The organism is Microvirga soli (assembly GCF_016734765.1).
Lineage (GTDB): Bacteria > Pseudomonadota > Alphaproteobacteria > Rhizobiales > Beijerinckiaceae > Microvirga > Microvirga soli.
In genome coordinates this window covers 302,016-319,148 of sequence record NZ_JAERQE010000001.1, presented here as the reverse complement: position 1 = coordinate 319,148, position 17,133 = coordinate 302,016, and the positions used below count along the sequence as shown (strand labels likewise).

Annotated in this window: 10 protein-coding genes; 4 read left to right on the top strand and 6 right to left on the bottom strand. The window is 66.7% G+C overall.

Annotated features, from left to right (window positions below; all coding sequences use genetic code 11):
- Positions 1-47 precede the first annotated feature (47 nt).
- The 4 genes from trpB (at position 48) to JKL45_RS01370 (ending at position 4,542) form a co-directional block, all read left to right on the top strand.
- The gene (trpB, locus tag JKL45_RS01385; protein WP_201859311.1) at positions 48-1,268 is read left to right on the top strand and encodes a tryptophan synthase subunit beta; all 1,221 of its coding nucleotides are present in this window, start codon (positions 48-50) and stop codon (positions 1,266-1,268) included.
- A gap of 148 nt (positions 1,269-1,416) precedes the next feature.
- On the top strand, positions 1,417-2,256 hold the full coding sequence (trpA, locus tag JKL45_RS01380) for a tryptophan synthase subunit alpha (protein ID WP_201859310.1): 840 nt from the start codon (positions 1,417-1,419) through the stop codon (positions 2,254-2,256).
- A 55-nt stretch (positions 2,257-2,311) separates the two neighbouring features.
- Entirely contained in the window at positions 2,312-3,202 is an 891-nt protein-coding gene (gene accD / locus JKL45_RS01375; RefSeq protein ID WP_201859309.1) for an acetyl-CoA carboxylase, carboxyltransferase subunit beta, read from the top strand.
- Positions 3,203-3,216: 14 nt separating this feature from the next.
- Complete coding sequence (locus JKL45_RS01370; protein WP_201859308.1) at positions 3,217-4,542, top strand: bifunctional folylpolyglutamate synthase/dihydrofolate synthase; 1,326 nt, start codon at positions 3,217-3,219, stop codon at positions 4,540-4,542.
- Between the two features lie 318 nt (positions 4,543-4,860).
- Here JKL45_RS01370 and trxA read toward each other — a convergent pair whose 3' ends face one another.
- The 6 genes from trxA to JKL45_RS01340 all read right to left on the bottom strand — a co-directional run bounded on the left by trxA (position 4,861) and on the right by JKL45_RS01340 (position 16,799).
- Positions 4,861-5,181 (bottom strand): thioredoxin, encoded by a 321-nt coding sequence (gene trxA, locus JKL45_RS01365; protein WP_173946795.1) that lies wholly within the window; start codon positions 5,179-5,181, stop codon positions 4,861-4,863.
- A gap of 101 nt (positions 5,182-5,282) precedes the next feature.
- Positions 5,283-8,720 carry a double-strand break repair helicase AddA gene (addA, locus tag JKL45_RS01360; protein WP_201859307.1) on the bottom strand — a complete coding sequence of 1,146 codons (3,438 nt, stop codon included), beginning with the start codon at positions 8,718-8,720 and terminating at the stop codon, positions 5,283-5,285.
- On the bottom strand, positions 8,717-11,884 hold the full coding sequence (gene addB, locus JKL45_RS01355; protein ID WP_201859306.1) for a double-strand break repair protein AddB: 3,168 nt from the start codon (positions 11,882-11,884) through the stop codon (positions 8,717-8,719). Before addB ends, addA begins: the two co-directional genes overlap by 4 nt.
- A gap of 9 nt (positions 11,885-11,893) precedes the next feature.
- Entirely contained in the window at positions 11,894-12,628 is a 735-nt protein-coding gene (locus tag JKL45_RS01350; RefSeq protein ID WP_201859305.1) for a nucleotidyltransferase family protein, read from the bottom strand.
- Positions 12,629-12,636: 8 nt separating this feature from the next.
- The gene (tsaE, locus tag JKL45_RS01345; RefSeq protein ID WP_246498210.1) at positions 12,637-14,202 is read right to left on the bottom strand and encodes a tRNA (adenosine(37)-N6)-threonylcarbamoyltransferase complex ATPase subunit type 1 TsaE; all 1,566 of its coding nucleotides are present in this window, start codon (positions 14,200-14,202) and stop codon (positions 12,637-12,639) included.
- Between the two features lie 29 nt (positions 14,203-14,231).
- A complete protein-coding gene (locus JKL45_RS01340; protein WP_246498209.1) occupies positions 14,232-16,799 on the bottom strand; it encodes a sensor histidine kinase in 2,568 nt (855 codons plus the stop codon).
- Positions 16,800-17,133: the final 334 nt, after the last annotated feature.

Here is a 17,133-nt window from a genome sequence, read left to right as displayed (position 1 = left end):
TCAGCCCGTTCTCGGGCGTGCTCCATAATCCTGAAGGCAGGACAGCCGTGTCAGCTCAAGCCCAACCCAATTCCTATCGCACCGGCCCCGACGAGCGCGGGCATTTCGGCCAGTTCGGCGGACGCTTCGTGGCCGAGACCCTGATGCCGAACATCCTCGAGCTGGAAAAGGCCTATGAGGAGGCGCGGAACGACCCGTCCTTCCACGCCGACATGGCGTATTTCTCCACCCATTATATCGGCCGCCCGAGCCCGCTCTATTTCGCCGAGCGCATGACCGAGCATCTGGGTGGGGCGAAAATCTACTTCAAGCGCGAAGAGCTGAACCATACCGGCGCCCACAAGGTGAACAACGTGCTGGGTCAGATCCTCCTCGCCCGCCGCATGGGCAAGAAGCGCATCATCGCCGAAACCGGCGCCGGCCAGCATGGTGTCGCCACCGCGACGCTCTGCGCGCGCTTCGGGCTCGAATGCATCGTCTATATGGGCGCGGTCGACGTGGAGCGGCAGAAGCCCAACGTGTTCCGCATGAACATGCTCGGCGCCAAGGTGGTGCCCGTGCAGTCCGGCACCCGCACGCTGAAAGACGCCATGAACGAGGCCCTGCGTGACTGGGTCACCAACGTGGCCGACACCTTCTACTGCATCGGCACGGTGGCGGGCCCGCACCCGTATCCGGCCATGGTGCGCGATTTCCAGTGCGTGATCGGCACCGAGACCCGCGAGCAGATGATGCAGGCGGAGGGCCGCCTGCCGGATTCGCTCGTCGCCTGCATCGGCGGCGGCTCCAATGCCATCGGGCTGTTCCACCCGTTCCTCGACGACAAGGACGTGGAGATCTACGGCGTGGAAGCGGCCGGCCACGGCCTCGACCAGCTGCACGCCGCGTCGCTCTCCGGTGGACGCCCGGGCGTGCTGCACGGCAACCGCACCTACCTGCTCATGGATCGTGACGGCCAGATCGCCGACGCCCATTCCATCTCGGCCGGCCTCGACTATCCGGGCATCGGCCCGGAACATGCCTGGCTGCACGAGATGGGCCGGGTCAAGTACATCTCCGCCACCGACCAGGAGGCCCTGGACGCCTTCCAGCTCTGCTCGCGCCTCGAGGGCATCCTGCCGGCGCTCGAGCCCGCCCATGCGCTCGCCAAGGTGATTGAGCTCGCGCCGGGCAAGCCCAAGGATCACCTGATGGTGGTCAACATCTCGGGTCGCGGCGACAAGGACCTGTTCCAGATCGCCGAGCATCTGCAGGAAAAGATCGTCTGAAAACACCCCGTGTCATCCCCGGCGCACGAAGTGCGGGAAGGGGATCCATTCACACACGCAGCGCCATGGATTCCCTTCCCCTCCGCTGCGCTCCGGCCGGGAATGACACGCGTGTCATTCCCATAGTCTCATGCTAAAGACGCAGCCCATGACCCAACGCATCGAAGCCCGTTTCCAGAAGTGCCGCCAGGAAGGCCGCGCGGCTCTCGTCACCTACGTAATGGCCGGCGATCCGGATCCCGAGACCTCGCTCGCGATCCTCAGGAGCCTGCCGAAGGCGGGGGCCGATATCGTCGAGTTCGGGCTGCCGTTTACCGATCCCATGGCCGACGGCCCGGCGATCCAGGCGGCGGGCCTGCGGGCGCTGAAGGTGGGCCAGGACACGGTCAAGACCCTCGACCTCATCCGCCGCTTCCGGGCGGAAGATGCGGACACTCCTGTGATCCTCATGGGCTATTTCAACCCGATCTATGTCTACGGCGTCGACCGCTTCCTCACCGATGCGAAAGAAGCCGGGGTCGATGGCCTCATCGTCGTCGACCTGCCGCCGGAAGAGGACGATGAGCTGTGCCTGCCGGCCCTCAAGGCAGGCTTGGCCTTCATTCGGCTTGCCACCCCGACCACCGACGACAAGCGTCTGCCGGCGGTGCTCACGAACACGGCGGGCTTCGTCTATTACGTGTCGATCACCGGCATCACCGGTGCGGCGACCCCGGATTTCGGCAAGGTCGCCTCGGCCGTTGAGCGGATCAAGCGCCACACGCCCCTGCCGGTCGTGGTGGGCTTCGGCGTAAAGAGCGGCGCGCACGCGGCGGCGGTGGCCCAAGGGGCCGACGGCGTCGTGGTGGGCTCGGCCCTCATCGACGCGCTCAAAGGCACCCTCGATGCCGAGGGTCGCGCAACGGCAGGCTCGGTCGAAGCCGTGACGAAGCTGGTGAAGGAATTGAGCGAAGGCGTGCGTTCGGTGGCAAAACGCGCGGCGGCCTAATACATAAAGACACGTCAGGCCGGCTGAGACGGGCCATGACGAGAGGATTGAAGCGATGAACTGGATTTCCGAAGTCGTCCGTCCGAAGATCAAGACGCTCTTCAAGCGCGAGACGCCGGACAATCTCTGGATCAAGTGCCCGGAGACGGGCCAGGTGGTGTTCCACAAGGACGTGGAGGCGAACCAGTGGGTGATCCCCGTCTCCAACCACCACATGCGCATCTCGGCCACCCAGCGCCTGCAGCTCATGTTCGACGGCGCCACCTGGCTCGACGTGGCCGTGCCGGAGGTCCCGGTCGATCCCCTGAAGTTCCGCGATGAGAAGAAGTACATCGACCGCCTGAAGGACGCCCGCGCCAAGACCGGCCAGCAGGACGCGTTCAAGGTGGGCTTCGGCCGGGTCGAGGACCTGCCGATGACCGTCGCGGTGCAGGATTTCGGCTTCATGGGTGGTTCGCTCGGCATGGCGGCCGGCGAAGCCTTCGTCAAAGGCGCCGAGACGGCGCTGGAGAAGAAGACCCCTTACGTGCTCTTCGCCGGCTCCGGCGGCGCGCGCATGCAGGAGGGCATTCTCTCGCTCATGCAGATGCCCCGCACCACGGTGGCGATCCGCCGCCTGCGCGATGCGCGCCTGCCCTACATCGTCGTGCTCACGAACCCGACCACCGGCGGCGTGACGGCCTCCTATGCCATGCTCGGGGACGTGCATCTGGCCGAACCCGGCGCGCTCATCGGCTTTGCCGGCCCGCGCGTGATCGAGCAGACCATCCGCGAGAAGCTGCCCGACGGCTTCCAGCGCGCCGAGTACCTGAAGGAGCACGGCATGGTGGATGCGGTGGTGCACCGCCACGACCTGAAGCCGACCGTGGCCCGCCTGTCGCGCCTGTTCATGAAAGCGCCGGTGGTTTCGCCGGACACGACGGCCGTTGCGGTCGCTGCCGAGTAAGCGAGACCAGGGCGATGGATTCCTCCGATGCGTTGATTGCGCGCTTTCTCGCCCTGCACCCCAAGGCCATCGACCTGTCGCTCGGGCGAATCCAGCGGCTGCTCGCCAATCTCGGACATCCTGAGCGCCGCCTGCCTCCGGTGATCCATGTGGCGGGCACCAACGGCAAGGGCTCGACCATCGCGTTCATGCGGGCGATCCTGGAAAGCGCGGGGCTTGCCGTCCATGTCCATACCTCGCCCCATCTCGTGCGCTTCCATGAGCGCATCCGGATCGGGCGGATCGGAGGAGGGCGGTACGTCACCGAGGACCGGCTCGTCGAGGCCTTCCGCCGCTGCGAGGCGGTCAATGCCGGCGCGCCCATCACGGTGTTCGAGATCACCACGGCCGCCGCCCTGCTGATCTTCTCCGAGGAGCCCGCCGACGTGCTGCTGCTGGAAGTGGGTCTCGGCGGCCGTTTCGACGCCACCAACGTGATCGACAAGCCGGCCGCGGCGGTGGTCACGTCCATCGGCCACGACCATGCGGAATATCTCGGCACGACCCTCAAGGCCATTGCCGGCGAGAAGGCCGGCATCTTCAAGCGCGGCTGCCCGGCGGTGATCGCCCCGCAGGACTACCTGGAAGCCGACCAGACCCTGCGCGACGAGGCCGAGCGCATCGGCGCCGCACCGATTCTCGTAGGCCAGCAGGATTTCTCCGTCCATGAGGAGGGCGGGCGTCTCGTCTACCAGGACGAGAAGGGCCTTTTGGACCTGCCGCGCCCGAAACTCATCGGCCGCCATCAGTTCATCAACGCTGGCACGGCCATTGCGGCTCTGCGCGCCGCCGGCTTCGAGGGCTTCGAGGCTGAAGCCTTCGAGGCGGGCCTCACCCGCGCCGAATGGCCGGGCCGCCTGCAGCGCCTCAACCGGGGTCGCCTGCCGGAAATCGCGCCGCCCGACTGCGAGATCTGGCTCGACGGCGGACATAACCAGGATGGCGGCCGGGTGCTTGCCGCCGCCATGGCCGACCAGAGCGAGCGCTCGGACGCGCCCCTCGTGCTGATCGCCGGTATGCTCGGCACCAAGGATTCCCAGGCCTTCTTCAAGAATTTCTCGGGGCTCGCTCGGGAGGTGATCGCGGTGCCGATTTCAGGCCAGATCGCCGCGCGCCCGGCCGAGGAGGTCGCAGCCATCGCGGCAAGCGTCGGGCTCACGACTTCCATCGCATCCAGCGTCGAATCTGCACTCGCCTCGCTCCACAACTACGTCTGGGACCGCCCGCCCCGCGTGCTGATCTGCGGCTCGCTCTATCTCGCCGGCGAGGTGCTGGCGGCGAACGGGACGTTGCCGGAGTAGCCTTCAAACCTCGTCATCCCGGACGGAGCGTCAGCGGAGATCCGGGATCGTACAAACCAGTCCAGCACTGTCATCCCGGAGCTGCGCAGCAGAGCCCGGGATCCATAACCGCCGACGAGGCAGAACGAGGCGCGACGCTGGTCGCTCTCTTCTGAAACGTCGTGGTTCTGGATCCCCGCCTGCGCGGGGATGACAGTGTGGAGGTTCCGGTGCTCCAGCCTGAAAACGATCCCGGATCAGTTCGCCGTCCGAGATGGCCAAGCTCAAAAGAAAAGGGGCCTTTCGGCCCCTCGTCGCTTCTTCGAAATCTCAATGAACTTAAGCCGAAGCCTGGATCCAGCGGCTGAGTTCGCCCTTGGGGGCGGCGCCGACCTTCTGGGCGACGACCTTGCCGTCCTTGAACACCATCAGGGCCGGGATCGACCGGATGCCGAGCTGGGAGGAGATCTGCGGGTTCTCGTCCACGTTGAGCTTGGCGATCTTCACCTTGCCGGCCATCTCGTCGGAAATCTCTTCCAGAGCCGGGCCGATCATGCGGCAGGGGCCGCACCACTCGGCCCAGAAATCGACCACGACGGGCTCGGAGGATTGCAGGACATCCTGCGCGAAGCTTGAGTCGGTCACCTTAACGGTCGCCATGCCATCACCTTTGACGTTGAACGCGACTCAGATCCGAGCCGCTCGGCTATAGGGCCAAGGTAAGAACCGGCCTGCCGGGAATCAAGCAAGCGCACCGGCTCTCACGCGGCTTTGATGAGGGTAAGTGCCGATTCCAGCTCCGGTTCCCGGAGCTCGTGGATCACCGGCCCTGAGGTCCAGATCAGGAAGGTGCGGATTGGCCTCCCCGGATAGATTTCGGCCAGGAGCCTCCGGTAGAGCGCGAGCTGCGCCACGTAAGATTGCGGTGGCGGCTGGCCGGGGCGGGGCGGGCGGGCCGTGGTCTTGAAGTCGGCCACAAGGACCTCGCTGTCGAGCACGGCGAGGCGGTCGATCTGGCCCGAGACCATGAGTTCGCCCGCACCCGTCAGGACACGCCCGGCGATGGGTGCTTCCGCCCGCGAGCCGTTGCCGAACAGGGGCCTCAGGTCGGGGTGATCGAGAACATCCAGCGCATGGGCCAGGATCGATTCGCGCAACTCCGCCGCGAGACGCGGGGCGCGGGCCTTCACGTAGGATCGCGCCATGCTCGCCCGGTGCTCCGGGGACAGAGCCGGCAGGCGCTCCAGCAGGGCATGGACCAGGGTGCCGCGTAAGCGAGCCTCAGGCGCATAGGGTCCATCGCCCGGCCGCGTCATGCGGTCGGCGGCGCCCAGCGCGCTGGAGGGGCGGATCGGCGGCAGAGGCTCGGGCTCCGGCGCCACGGCCGTGGTGAGCCAATCCGGCACGGCGATGGGATCGAGCGGCGCAACATCCGATTCGGCCGCGAGGGTGCGGGCCAAGGGCGAGCCGTCGCGCCACACGGAGATCGGGCCATAGGGGGCCTTGTCGAGTTCCAGGCCGCCGGCCTTGGCCACGAGACCGTGGCGGATCATCTCGCACCAGGCTTCCTGCGGCGATTCCTTCTTGCCGGTGAGATAGGGGGCGATCACCAGCCGGTCCTTGGCGCGGGTCATGGCCACGTAAAGCAGCCGGTTGTGCTCCTCGTGGCCCTTCGCGTGCAGGATCTCGCGGGCCTGCGTCATCGCGCTGGAATCGGAGGTCTTGCCCGGGGCCCAGACGGGGATCTTGTGACCCGATTTCGCCTGCAGCTGCAGCAGCGGCGAATCGCGGCCCAGCACCTCGCAGCCGTCGATGAGCACCACGACGGACGCTTCCAGGCCCTTTGCACCGTGCACGGTCATCACACGCACTTCGTCGTTCACGGAATCGAGGTCGCGCTTGATGGTGTGATCGGCGGATTCGAACCGGGTGATGAAGTAAGTGAGCGACGGCGTTTCCGTCATCTCGAATTGATGCGCGAAGCACAGAAAAGCGTCGATGGCATCGCCCGCCTCGCTGCCCAGCCGCGCCACGAGCAGCGAGCGCCCGCCGCGCGGACCGAGCAGGGTGGCGAAGAAGCCGAAGGGGCCATGGACTTTGGCGAGTTCGCGCCACGCGGCGAGCGCCTCGCATCCGCGCGTTGCTTTCGCGTCGCCGGCTTCTGCATGACGCGTCAATGCCGCGTGGAGCGATTCCTCTTCCGCGCGATCGGCCGCGATGCGGATGAGATCGTCGTCGTTCAGCCCCACGAGCGGCGATTTCAACGCGGTTGCGAGCGTGAGATCATCGTCCGGCAGCAGCGCCGCGCGGCCGGCCGCCACGAGATCGAGAACGGCAATGTGCTCGCCGATGTTGAGCCGGTCGGCGCCGGCCACCGGCACGCCCGCCTCTTTCAGCGCGCGGATCACCGCCTCGAAGGCCGCGCCGCGCTTGCGCACCAGCACGAGAATGTCGCCGGCCTTCCACAGGCGGCCCATCTCGTCGCCCTTGGTGGTCCAGCATTTCACGGCCTGCGCGATGCGCCGCGCCACCACCACGGGAGGCGATTGCTGCTCGGGCTCGTCGACCGGCAGCACCCAGGCTTCGGGTTCCTCCTCCTCGACCGGAGTCTCGACGGGCCACAGCTCCACGAGGCCGGGCGCATGGGGACGCGCGCTCTCGTGCACGGTGCCGATTGCCTTGTCCTCGAAGGACAGGCCCTTGAAGTGCCGGTCGACCGCAAACGTCGCGTCCACGGCCGACAGCACCGCCTTGCCTGAGCGGAACGACATGGTGAGCGATACGTCCTCGAAGGCGAGCTCCGCTTCGCGCACCTTCTGCGACCAGCTGCGGCGGGTGGTCTCAAACTCCTGCGGGGCCGCTCCCTGGAAGCCGTAGATCGACTGCTTGGGATCGCCCACCGCAAACAGCGTGCGCACGCGTCCGCCTGCCGCGCCGGCGCCGGAGGTGAAATCCTCGGTGATCTTGCGCAGGATCTCCCATTGCTCCGGATTCGTGTCCTGCGCTTCGTCGATCAGCACGTGGTCGATGCCGCGATCGAGCTTGTAGAGCACCCAGGCGGTGTCGCCGCGTGACAATAGCGCCAGCGTCTTGTCGATGAGGTCCTGGAAGTCCAGGGCGCCAAGCCGCATCTTCGCCTGCTCGACGCGGGCGTGGATTTCGGCCGCAAGCGTGAACAATGCGCCTGTGCGCTCGGCGGCACGCGCGGCCTTGCGCTTGTCGATGAGGCTCCAGATCCGAGCTTGCTCATCCAGCAGGCTTTGCTTCAAGGCAGGATCGACGGATTTCGTGACAAGACGCGATTCTGCACGTGGCGTCCAATCAGATTCCTTCAGGAAGACCGATAAGTAGTGCTTGAGCTTCTCGTCCAGATCCTGGGCTTCCGCCGCTGCAATGAAGGAAGCGGCACGTTCCTGGTCGGTGGCTTTGCCAGCAAGAAGCTCCTGCGCGATGGCAGGCCATTCACCTGATGCAATGCCGCCTTCGACCATCGCAGTCTCGATGGATTCGAGAGTCTCGTCTGGCGCCAGCCCAAGTTCCTTGCGCAGCCGCATGGGGCCCGTCGGATCGTGCAGGAACGTCTTGCATTTCAACGCCGCATTGATCGCGGAGGCGAGTGCATCGCCCACCGCATCGACGCTGATGATGTCGAGGGCATCCGCCAATGCCGGAAAGCTGCCGCTTGCCGCATCGGCCATCACGTTGGATGTCGCCTGCGCCAACATCTCGTCGGTCTGGCTCTCGTCGAGCACGGCAAAGCGCGCCGGCACATTGGCCTCGAAGGGCACCAGATGCAGGAGCCGTTCGCAGAAGGCGTGGATGGTGTCGATCTTCAGGCCGCCCGGCGTTTCCACTGCACGGGCAAAGAGCGTGCGCGCGAGCTTCACCTGTTTGCGCGTCGGCCTTTCGCCCTCAAGCTCCGTCAACTCCGAGACAAGGCTTTCCTCGTCGAGCGTCACCCAGCGACCGAGGCGCTCGAAAACGCGGATCGCCATGTTGGCGGCTGCCGCCTTGGTAAAGGTGAGGCACAGGATTCGGCCCGGCAGCGAGCCTGCGAGCAGCAGGCGCACCACACGATCCGTGAGCACCTTGGTTTTCCCTGCGCCCGCATTGGCCGACACCCAGGCGGAGGCGCGCGGATTCGCGGCGCGGCGCTGCGCGTCCTTGGTGTATTGCGGGATGACGAGATCAGTGCTCATTCGAAGCCCTCACCGCCGCCGGCGCTGGCAAGCGACCATTCCTTCACCCGCGCCAGATGATCGTATTCCGAGAAGCGCCGCGCATATTTCGGGAAGGGCCGCGAGAGATAGGCGGCTTCGCCCTTGGCGTAGCGCACGATCATCCCCTCGAAGCGGCGGCGATGCTCTTCCACGATCTCCGCGACGGGACGTGTTTCCTTGCCCGACGGCCCGATCTCGCGCGGCTTGATCGGCTCGCGGCCGCCGGTGGTGTGGATGTAGATGAGATCCGGCGTCTCCTTCGCCTTCGGCAAGCCCTTGAAGGCGCCCTTCATCAGCATCATGGCTTCGAGCGTCAGTTGCGGCGAGAAGCCGGCATAGACTTCCCGGATGCCGGGCGGCTGGCCGGTCTTGAAGTCGATGATGGCAAAGCCGCCGTCGCGGCGATGCTCGATGCGGTCGGCGCGGGCGCGCAGATTGAAGATCGAGCCGTCCGGCAGCGGGATCGACAGGGAGCCCGAGCGCTCCGCATAGACATCGACGAGCGTAGGGCGGCGTGCCTGCTCCCACACGACGAACTCCGTGGCGAGCCGCGTGAAACGCGGCCACCACTCGGCGTAGAGTTCGGGATAGGCCTCCGCAATGTCGGCAAATTCGACTTCGCCAAGGCCAAGGAGAATTTCCAGCGCATGGGCGGGAATTGCCTTGGGATATTGCCGAGCGAAGGTCCCGAGCACCTCGTGAATGATCGTGCCGCGATCCGCAGCGCTCGGTGTCACGGCAATCGCGTCGAGCGCATCGAGCTTGAGGATGTGGCGTGCGAAGATCGAATAAGGGTCGCGCACCAGCGTCTCGATTTCCGTGACGCTTAAACTGCGCGGGAACAGCGCCGGATCGGGCTTCGGCCGCGGGCGGGGCAGGGGCGGCGCGGGCTCCGGCGTGTCGAGGGTGCGGGCGAGGCGGCGGTAGGTTTCGCCGGCCTTCGTTATCTGCTCCCATGTGCCCTTGCCGGTGAAGGCCTTGAGCCGCTGCAGGAAGCGCGAGGGCACCATGGGCGAGCCGTCGCGCTTGTGGGCACGGGTGATCACCACGTCGTGGGTGCCGAGCGCCTGCACGAAATCGTGCGCGGTCTGGCCGATGCGCCGCTCCGGCGGCATCAGGCCGACGCGTGAGCGCATGGGGCGGTTGAGAAACGCGTCCGTCACCGTGCGGGGCGGCCAGGTGCCCTCGTCCAATCCGCCGAGCACCACCCGGTCGACGGAGAGAAGACGCGCCTCGAGAAGGCCGAGGATCTTCAGGCGGCGATGGGTCGAGCGCGGCGATGGGCTTAAACTGCGCTGCTTGGCGAGCGCGTTGAAGAAGGTCGGGTAATCAACGAAGCGGCCCGCGAGCGGATGGCCTTCCTCGGCACGAATGTCCGAGTGTTCGAGATCGTCGAAGAGCGCCGCGAGGGCTTCCCTCGAAGCATCCTGGTCGGGCTCCTCCGGAGCATCTTCAGGGCCGGCCCAAAGCCATTCGACCGCCCGGCGATGGTGCTCCACCAGCGCCATCAGATCGAGCTTGCCTTCGCCGTGAACGGCAGGCGTGAAGGTCTCGAAGGCGACGCCGAGGCGCTGCAGCAACCCGTCGGCGAGGTCCCAATCGGTGTCCGTCAGGCGCTTCACCGGACGTGGTGCGCGACGATCGCTCTCAGCGCGTCGGCTGGCGAGCGCCGCACGCATGCCCGCGATGCCGAGCGCAGGCGCGGGCCCTCGCAGCACGCCGATCTCAAGCACGCTGGCCGCATGTTCAACGGTTTCACGCGACAAGCCCAGACGCACCAGGGGATGGGCCAACAATGCGAGCAGCCGCACGGGGCGCAGATCGTCGGCCGCCGCTTCCGCAGCCAAGCGTGCGAGACGTCCGGCCGGCGTGTCGGAGAGGGGGATGCCGGCGGAGTCCTCCACGCTCAGGCCCCAGCGGGCGAGCTCCGCCGTCACGCGCGCGGCAAGCGCGCGATCGGGCGTGACGAGGGCGGCGGTTTGTCCTGGATGAGCGATGGTTTCGCGCAGCGCGATGGCGATGGACAAAGCCTCTTCGCGCTCGTCCGCCGCCTCGATGATGGCGAGACCCTGGCAGCCGCTGCGGCTCAAGGCGACACGATCCTCGGTTGAGATCAGCGACCAGCGGTCCGTGGTGTCGGCCGGACGCAGGGCTTCGGAGAGAAGATGATTGCGCGCGCTCGCGGCCTCCGGCGTGTCGCCGAGAACGGTGACGGCGGAGCGTTGAATGCGCAGGTGCTTGTCGAGGAGACGGCGGAGCGAAGCCTGCGGATGGCTGTGCACGGGATCGCTCTCGTCATCGCCATGCCCGCCGATGGTCGACCAGCTTTCCTCGTCGAGATCGGTATCGAGACCGGGCAGCACGATGGCGCCCTTGGGCAGGCGCGCGATCACGCCCATGAGGTTCGCGGTGGCCGGCACCGAACCGGTCGAGCCCGCCACGATGATGGGATGCTCGGGGCGCTCGCGGATGAGACGCTTCGCTTCCGCCTCCAGCAAGGCGTTGCGCCGCTGGGCCGGGTCGCTTGCCTGCCGCTCGGCCAGGATCCCGGGCCAGTATTCGCTCGCGATCTGCACGAAGTGGCGGGTGATCTCGAAATATTTCGAGTAGTCGGCATCCACCGCCAGTTCGAGAGCATGCCAGTCGATGCCTTCCGTCGTGAAGGCATCCATCAGGGTCTCGAGATCGCCTGCAAGGTTCACCGCATCGGCCGGCGAAGCCGGCACCATGAAGGGCACCTCGGGGCCGATCTGCAGCAGCGCGCGGTCCACTTCCGCCGACCAGCGCTGCACGAGCCGCGTGAGGATGAGGCGGCGCTCCAGGGGCGGAATCGGAGGCTTGAGGCTCGCGGCCTCCTGCAGCGGCGTGCCCTCCAGGCCCGTCAGCTCGAACTCGGCTTCGTCCGTTTCGCCCAGCGGCACGATGCGCGGCAGGAGCTGCGCCCGGCCGTCGCCCCGTTCAGCCAGAAGCGCGATCAGCGCGCGCGTGGCGCGGCGGTTGGGAACATAGATCGTGATGTCGGCAAGGGCCGCGGGGTCGTTAGGGAGCGGACCGACAAGGCGGCCGTCGAACAGCGCGTCCACCAGGGTCGGCAGGAAGGCGCAACCCGGAGGAATGGAAAAGACGCGCGGTACGCTCGACACTACGAAACCTCATCGCCTGCTGGCGGCGAGGCATCGTTCGGCCTCGGCAATCGCCTGCGGCTCTCCAACATGCAGCCACTGCCCCTCCAGGCACAAGCCGTAGAGGCGCTCCTTGGCGATGGCACGGTCATAAAAGGCGTTGGCGGAAAAGGCTCCATCCGGTGTGCCGTGAACGAGTTCCGGCTTCACGATGGCCACGCCCGCATAGGCGAAAGGCGCGCTGTCGTCCGTTCCGCGACGGCGCAGGCGGCCGTCCGGATCCTGGTGAAAATCGCCGCGGCCTTCGAATCCGATGCTTGTGGATAACGGCGCGACGAGCATCAGGATGTCCATCCTGTCCGGGTCCCAGGCCTGCACCAAGCGTAGCAGATTCGGCTCCTGGCCTTCGATCCAGAGCGAGTCCGAGTTGAAGGTGATGAAGGGCTCATGGCCCAGAAGCGGCAGGGCCTTCCTCACGCCGCCGCCGGTCTCCAGAAGCTCAGCCCGCTCGTCGGAGACCACGATGCGCGGTGTTTCGCGGCCACGCAGATGCGCTTCGAGCATGTCGGCGAAGTGATGGACGTTCACCACCACCGTCTCCACGCCTGCCTCGTGCAGCTTGTCGAGGGCGAAGTCGATCAGGCTCCGGCCCGCCACCTTCACCAGCGGTTTCGGCATCGTGGCCGTGATCGGCAGCATGCGCTTGCCGAGACCTGCGGCGAGGACGATGGCTTTGCGGGGTGCGTGCGGCGAGGTCTGGGACAAGGGCGGGCTCAGGATGCGGGAGGAGCTTCATCCGCGGGTGGGATGAGCCGCGGCAGGTGGGTCTCATACCAGCCTTTGAGCTTTCCCAGGGCCGGATGGGCGAGGTTGCGGACGAGGTAGGATTCGATCCGCGGCAGGTGCTTCAGGTAATGCGGCTTGCCGTCCCGCCGGTCGAGGCGGGCGAAGATGCCGAGAATCTTGGTGGCGCGCTGGCCTGCCATGATGGCGTAGGCGCGGGCGAAGGCCGACACGTCGAAGCTCGGGTCGGCAACCTTCCGGTCGCGGGCATAGAGGCCGATGAGCTTGAGCTCGAGCTCCGGCGGCACGGTCACGCGCGCATCCTGCAGCAGCGAGGCGACGTCGTAGGCGGGAGAGCCCAGCACCGCGTCCTGGAAGTCGATCATGCCGACGCGCTGCAGGCCTTCGCGCCCCGGCAGCCAGATCAGGTTCGGCGAATGATAGTCGCGCAGGGTCCAGGTAGCAGGTGCGGAGAGAACCTCGCCCAGGGTCTCGGTCCAGAGATTGACGAACTCCGCCCGCACCGAGCCCGAGAGCTGCGTGCCGATGATGTGCGGCACGTACCAGTCGAGCAGCAACTCCACCTCGATGAGGAGCGCTTCGAGATCGTAGGCCGGGATCGCGTGGTCGACACCCTCCGCTACGGGCAGCACCTGCGGCAGGGTCTGGCCATGGAGCTGGGCGAGAAGGCGCGTGGCCTCACCGTAGCGCTCGGGGATTGGCCCGTTCCCGTCGGTCACCGGCTCGGCGCCGAGATCCTCGATGAGGAGGAGGCCCGCCTCCAGATCCTCGCCGTAGATGTAGGGTGCGCTGAACCCTAAGGCCCGCAGGCCCTTGTCCATGGCGACAAACGCATTCACCGTCTCGGCGAGCTTGGCGATGGTCGTGTAGGGCTTGCCGCGCCGCACGGCGGGCCCGATCGGGCGCGGCGGCGAAATCATCAGGAGCGCGGTCGAGCCGTCGGGCTTCACGAGGCGCTCGTAGGAGCGGATCACGGAAGCATCGGCCGTCATGGGGTGGCGCCTGGCATCGCCCCAGCCGCAGCGCTCCACGAGGTTGCGATAGGCCTTCATGCGCTGAAGCCGGGACGCGAAGGCGCCGGTGCCGGTGAGCATGACGAGCCGGCCCTTGCCCTGGCCGCCTGGAGCAAAATCGAGGCGGATGTCGAGATGCTCGGGCTTTAGCGCATCCTCGGCGCGCTCCGGCCATTCGACGAGAGAGATCGCGTTCTCCGTCATCTCGTCCCAGCCCAGCTCTACCAGCTCGTAGCCGCCGGACAGGCGATAGAAATCCGCGTGGACGATGGGGCTGCGCGGGCCGTCATAGACCTGCATCAGGGTGAAGGTGGGGCTCGGAACCTCGAGTTCAGGATCGCCCGCGAGGATGCGCACGAGGGCGCGGGCAAGCGTCGTCTTGCCAGCCCCGAGGCCGCCCGAGAGGGTCACGAGATCGCCGGGTTTCAGTTCCTCGGCCAGGACTTCAGCGAAGCGCTCCGTCGCCTCGTGGTCGGGAAGCGTCACGATCCATGCGGCCTGCAGAATGTCTTGCTCGGGCATGAGGGCCAATCCGTTCACCATCGCTGTTCCTACTCGGCTGCGATGGGAGTTAGCGCAGATTGCGCGGATCGGCCATCGGACGGGGTCTCATGCCGGTCGTTCGGGAAGATGCAGGTGACCGTGGTGCCCTCGCCCGGTGCCGACGAGATCTCGATGCGCCCGCCATGAAGCTCCACGAAGGAGCGCACGATCGAGAGCCCCAGGCCCACGCCCCGGTGGCGGGTGCCCAATGTGTGGCTCTCGAATCGTTCGAAGACCCGAGCCTTGACCTCCGGCGAAATGCCGCGGCCCTGATCCTTCACCTCGAAGATCACCTCGCCGCCACGCTTGCGCGCCGAGACGCGGATGGTCTGGCCGGGGGAGGAGAAGCCGACCGCGTTGGACAGCAGGTTGAACAGGATCTGGCGCACACGCTTGCCGTCGGCGACAAACGTGCCGATGTCGTCCGGCGCATCGATGACCAGATGCAGCGAGGATTCAGCGAGGCGATCCTCCAGCCCGCGCATGGCGGCCTCGATGGTGGAGCGGATGTCGACGATCTCAGGGCTGAGCTCGAGCGAGCCCGTATCGATGGAGGCGAGATCGAGAATGTCGTTGAGAATCGCGAGCAAAGCCGCCGAGGAGCGCATGATGTGATCGGCGTAATCGCGCTGGCGCGGATTGAGTGCGCCCACCGTCTCGTCGCCGAGCAACTGCGTGAAGCCGATGATGTTGGTGAGCGGCGAGCGCAGCTCGTAAGACACGTGATGCACGAACTCGTCGCGCAGCCGCGATGCGCGCTGCAGCGCATCGTTGCGCTCGGTGAGCGCGCGCTCCACGTTCACGCTTGCCGTCACGTCGGTGAAGCTCAAAAGAGTCGCGCCGTCGGGCAGGGGCTGCGCCGTGCAGTCGAGCGCCGAGCCGTCATGCCGCTCGATGCGGCAGGACAGGCCCATGCGCATGTCGGCCAGGCCCGCCACGGCGCCGCGAATGTCGATCCACGGCTCGTCGCGGGGCGCCAGCGGACGGCAGGCCTTGATCACCGTGTCGATATGCGGGTTCGCGGCCGTCATCTCGGCCGCCAGACTCCACATGTCGGCGAAGGCGCGGTTGTGCAGCTTGAGGCGCCCGTCCGAGCCGAACACCGCAACGCCTTCCTTCAAGGTGTCGAGGGTCTCGCTCTGCACGCGGGTGAGCGAATGCACCTGCGAGGCAAGCTCGAAGCGCTCGCTCACGTCGTCGAAGAGATAGGTGACGCCGCCCTGCGGATTGGGATTGACGACCACGCGAAGCGTCCGCCGGTCGGGCAGGTGCCACCAGGTCTCCTGCTGCTCGACGGAGCGGTAGCCCTGCAGGAAATCGGTTTTCCAGGCGCGGAAATCCGCCTGCTCGGGAAGCTTCCTGGCTGCACGCAGGCGGTCGAGAACTTCGCTGTCCGATGGGCGTGACGCGAGAAACGCCGCGTCGAGGCCCCAGAGGCGCTGATAGGCGGAATTGCTGAAGATGAGGTTCTGCGCGCCGTCGAAGATCGCAACGGCTGTCGGCAGCTGGTCGAGGGTGCGCACATGGGCATCCATCTGGCGCTGCAGATCGGTGCGCACCGCCTCCAGCTCCGACACGTCGACCGCGATGCCTGCGCTGCCGCCGGCGGTGGGGCGCTCGATCACGTCGAGCACGGCGCGATGGCCGGCGACCACCGCCGTCACGCGGCTGGAATAAGTGGCGCCGGAGAGGCGCTGGCGGCGCGCCTCGTCCCGGGTCGGAGCGCCGAGGAGTTCAAGCGATCGGCCGATGGCATCGTCGAGATCGCGGGCTTCGACCGAGCGCAGATAGGCTTGGTTCGCCCAGAGCAGCCGGTCGTCCGCGTCGCGGATCCAGAGCGGATAGGCGACGTCGTCGAGCAGCATCGTCATGGAGCGCAGATCGCTGCGCGCGGTTGCGAGCTGGCCTTGGACCTTCAGGAGCTCGGCCCGGTCGCCGGTCACATCGCGCAGGCGCAGGAGCGCCCGGCCGCCGATGGTGCGGCCTTCCACGTCGATGAACCGGGTGCCGGTGCAGCGCGCCGTGAGCCGGAAGGCCTGGCCCCGGAGCTTGAGCTGCTCAAGAGCGCCCTCCACGGCGGCCGCATCGGCGGGGCTCAGCCAGGTGCCGAAGGCGAGCGCCCGCTGGGCCGGCGCATTCTCGCCGATGATGGACGGATCACCCTGGAAGCGCGGTTCGCCGTCGCGCCCATGCCAGCTGACGAGCAACTGGCGCTCCGAGCCCATGAGGAGGGCCGCGAGATCGTCGGCGCCGCGAAGGGCCGCAAGCTCGTTTCTCAAGGAGCGCTCGATTCGCACCACACGCTTCTGCTCGCGCATGAGCAGCAGGGAGGTGGTGGTCGAGAAAGCCACGAGGCCCATGAAGAGGCCGAAATAGACCGCGTTGTGCAGGTCGAAGCTGTGCAGGAAGCCGAGAAGATCGGTGGCTTTCTCGGTCAAGGGCGCAAGCAGGTCTTCGGCCAGGGCCGCGTGGGAGGTGCCAGCGAGCAGGATCAGGGGCAGGGACACACGGGCGGACCCGACGAGAAGGCTTTTCCCATCTCCGCTGCAATCGTGACGCTCCCCAAGCCCGGCCATGCCGTTGCTGCCCTTTCCGTGTTGGCGGCCCGATTAGCAGGCCAAGTTGGATCAATCCCCGGCCGCGCCTTCCGACGCTACCGAGGTCAACCGTCTACGCATGAACGGAACTGCCGGCGCAGGTTCGATGCCGAAGCACAGCCGGTCGATTCGTGTTCACCTTAGACCACCCCTGACTCCGCCAGGAAGAGGGTTAATACCGGCTTAAACTTCCTTTGGAGAACCTGTGCGCAATTCGTCGAACCATATTGCAATCCGGTCACACACATGCCGGTGCGGCACTTTGTCGATTCGTCAGAGCATCGGACCCAAAAGTGGAGGGCACTTCTGGGAC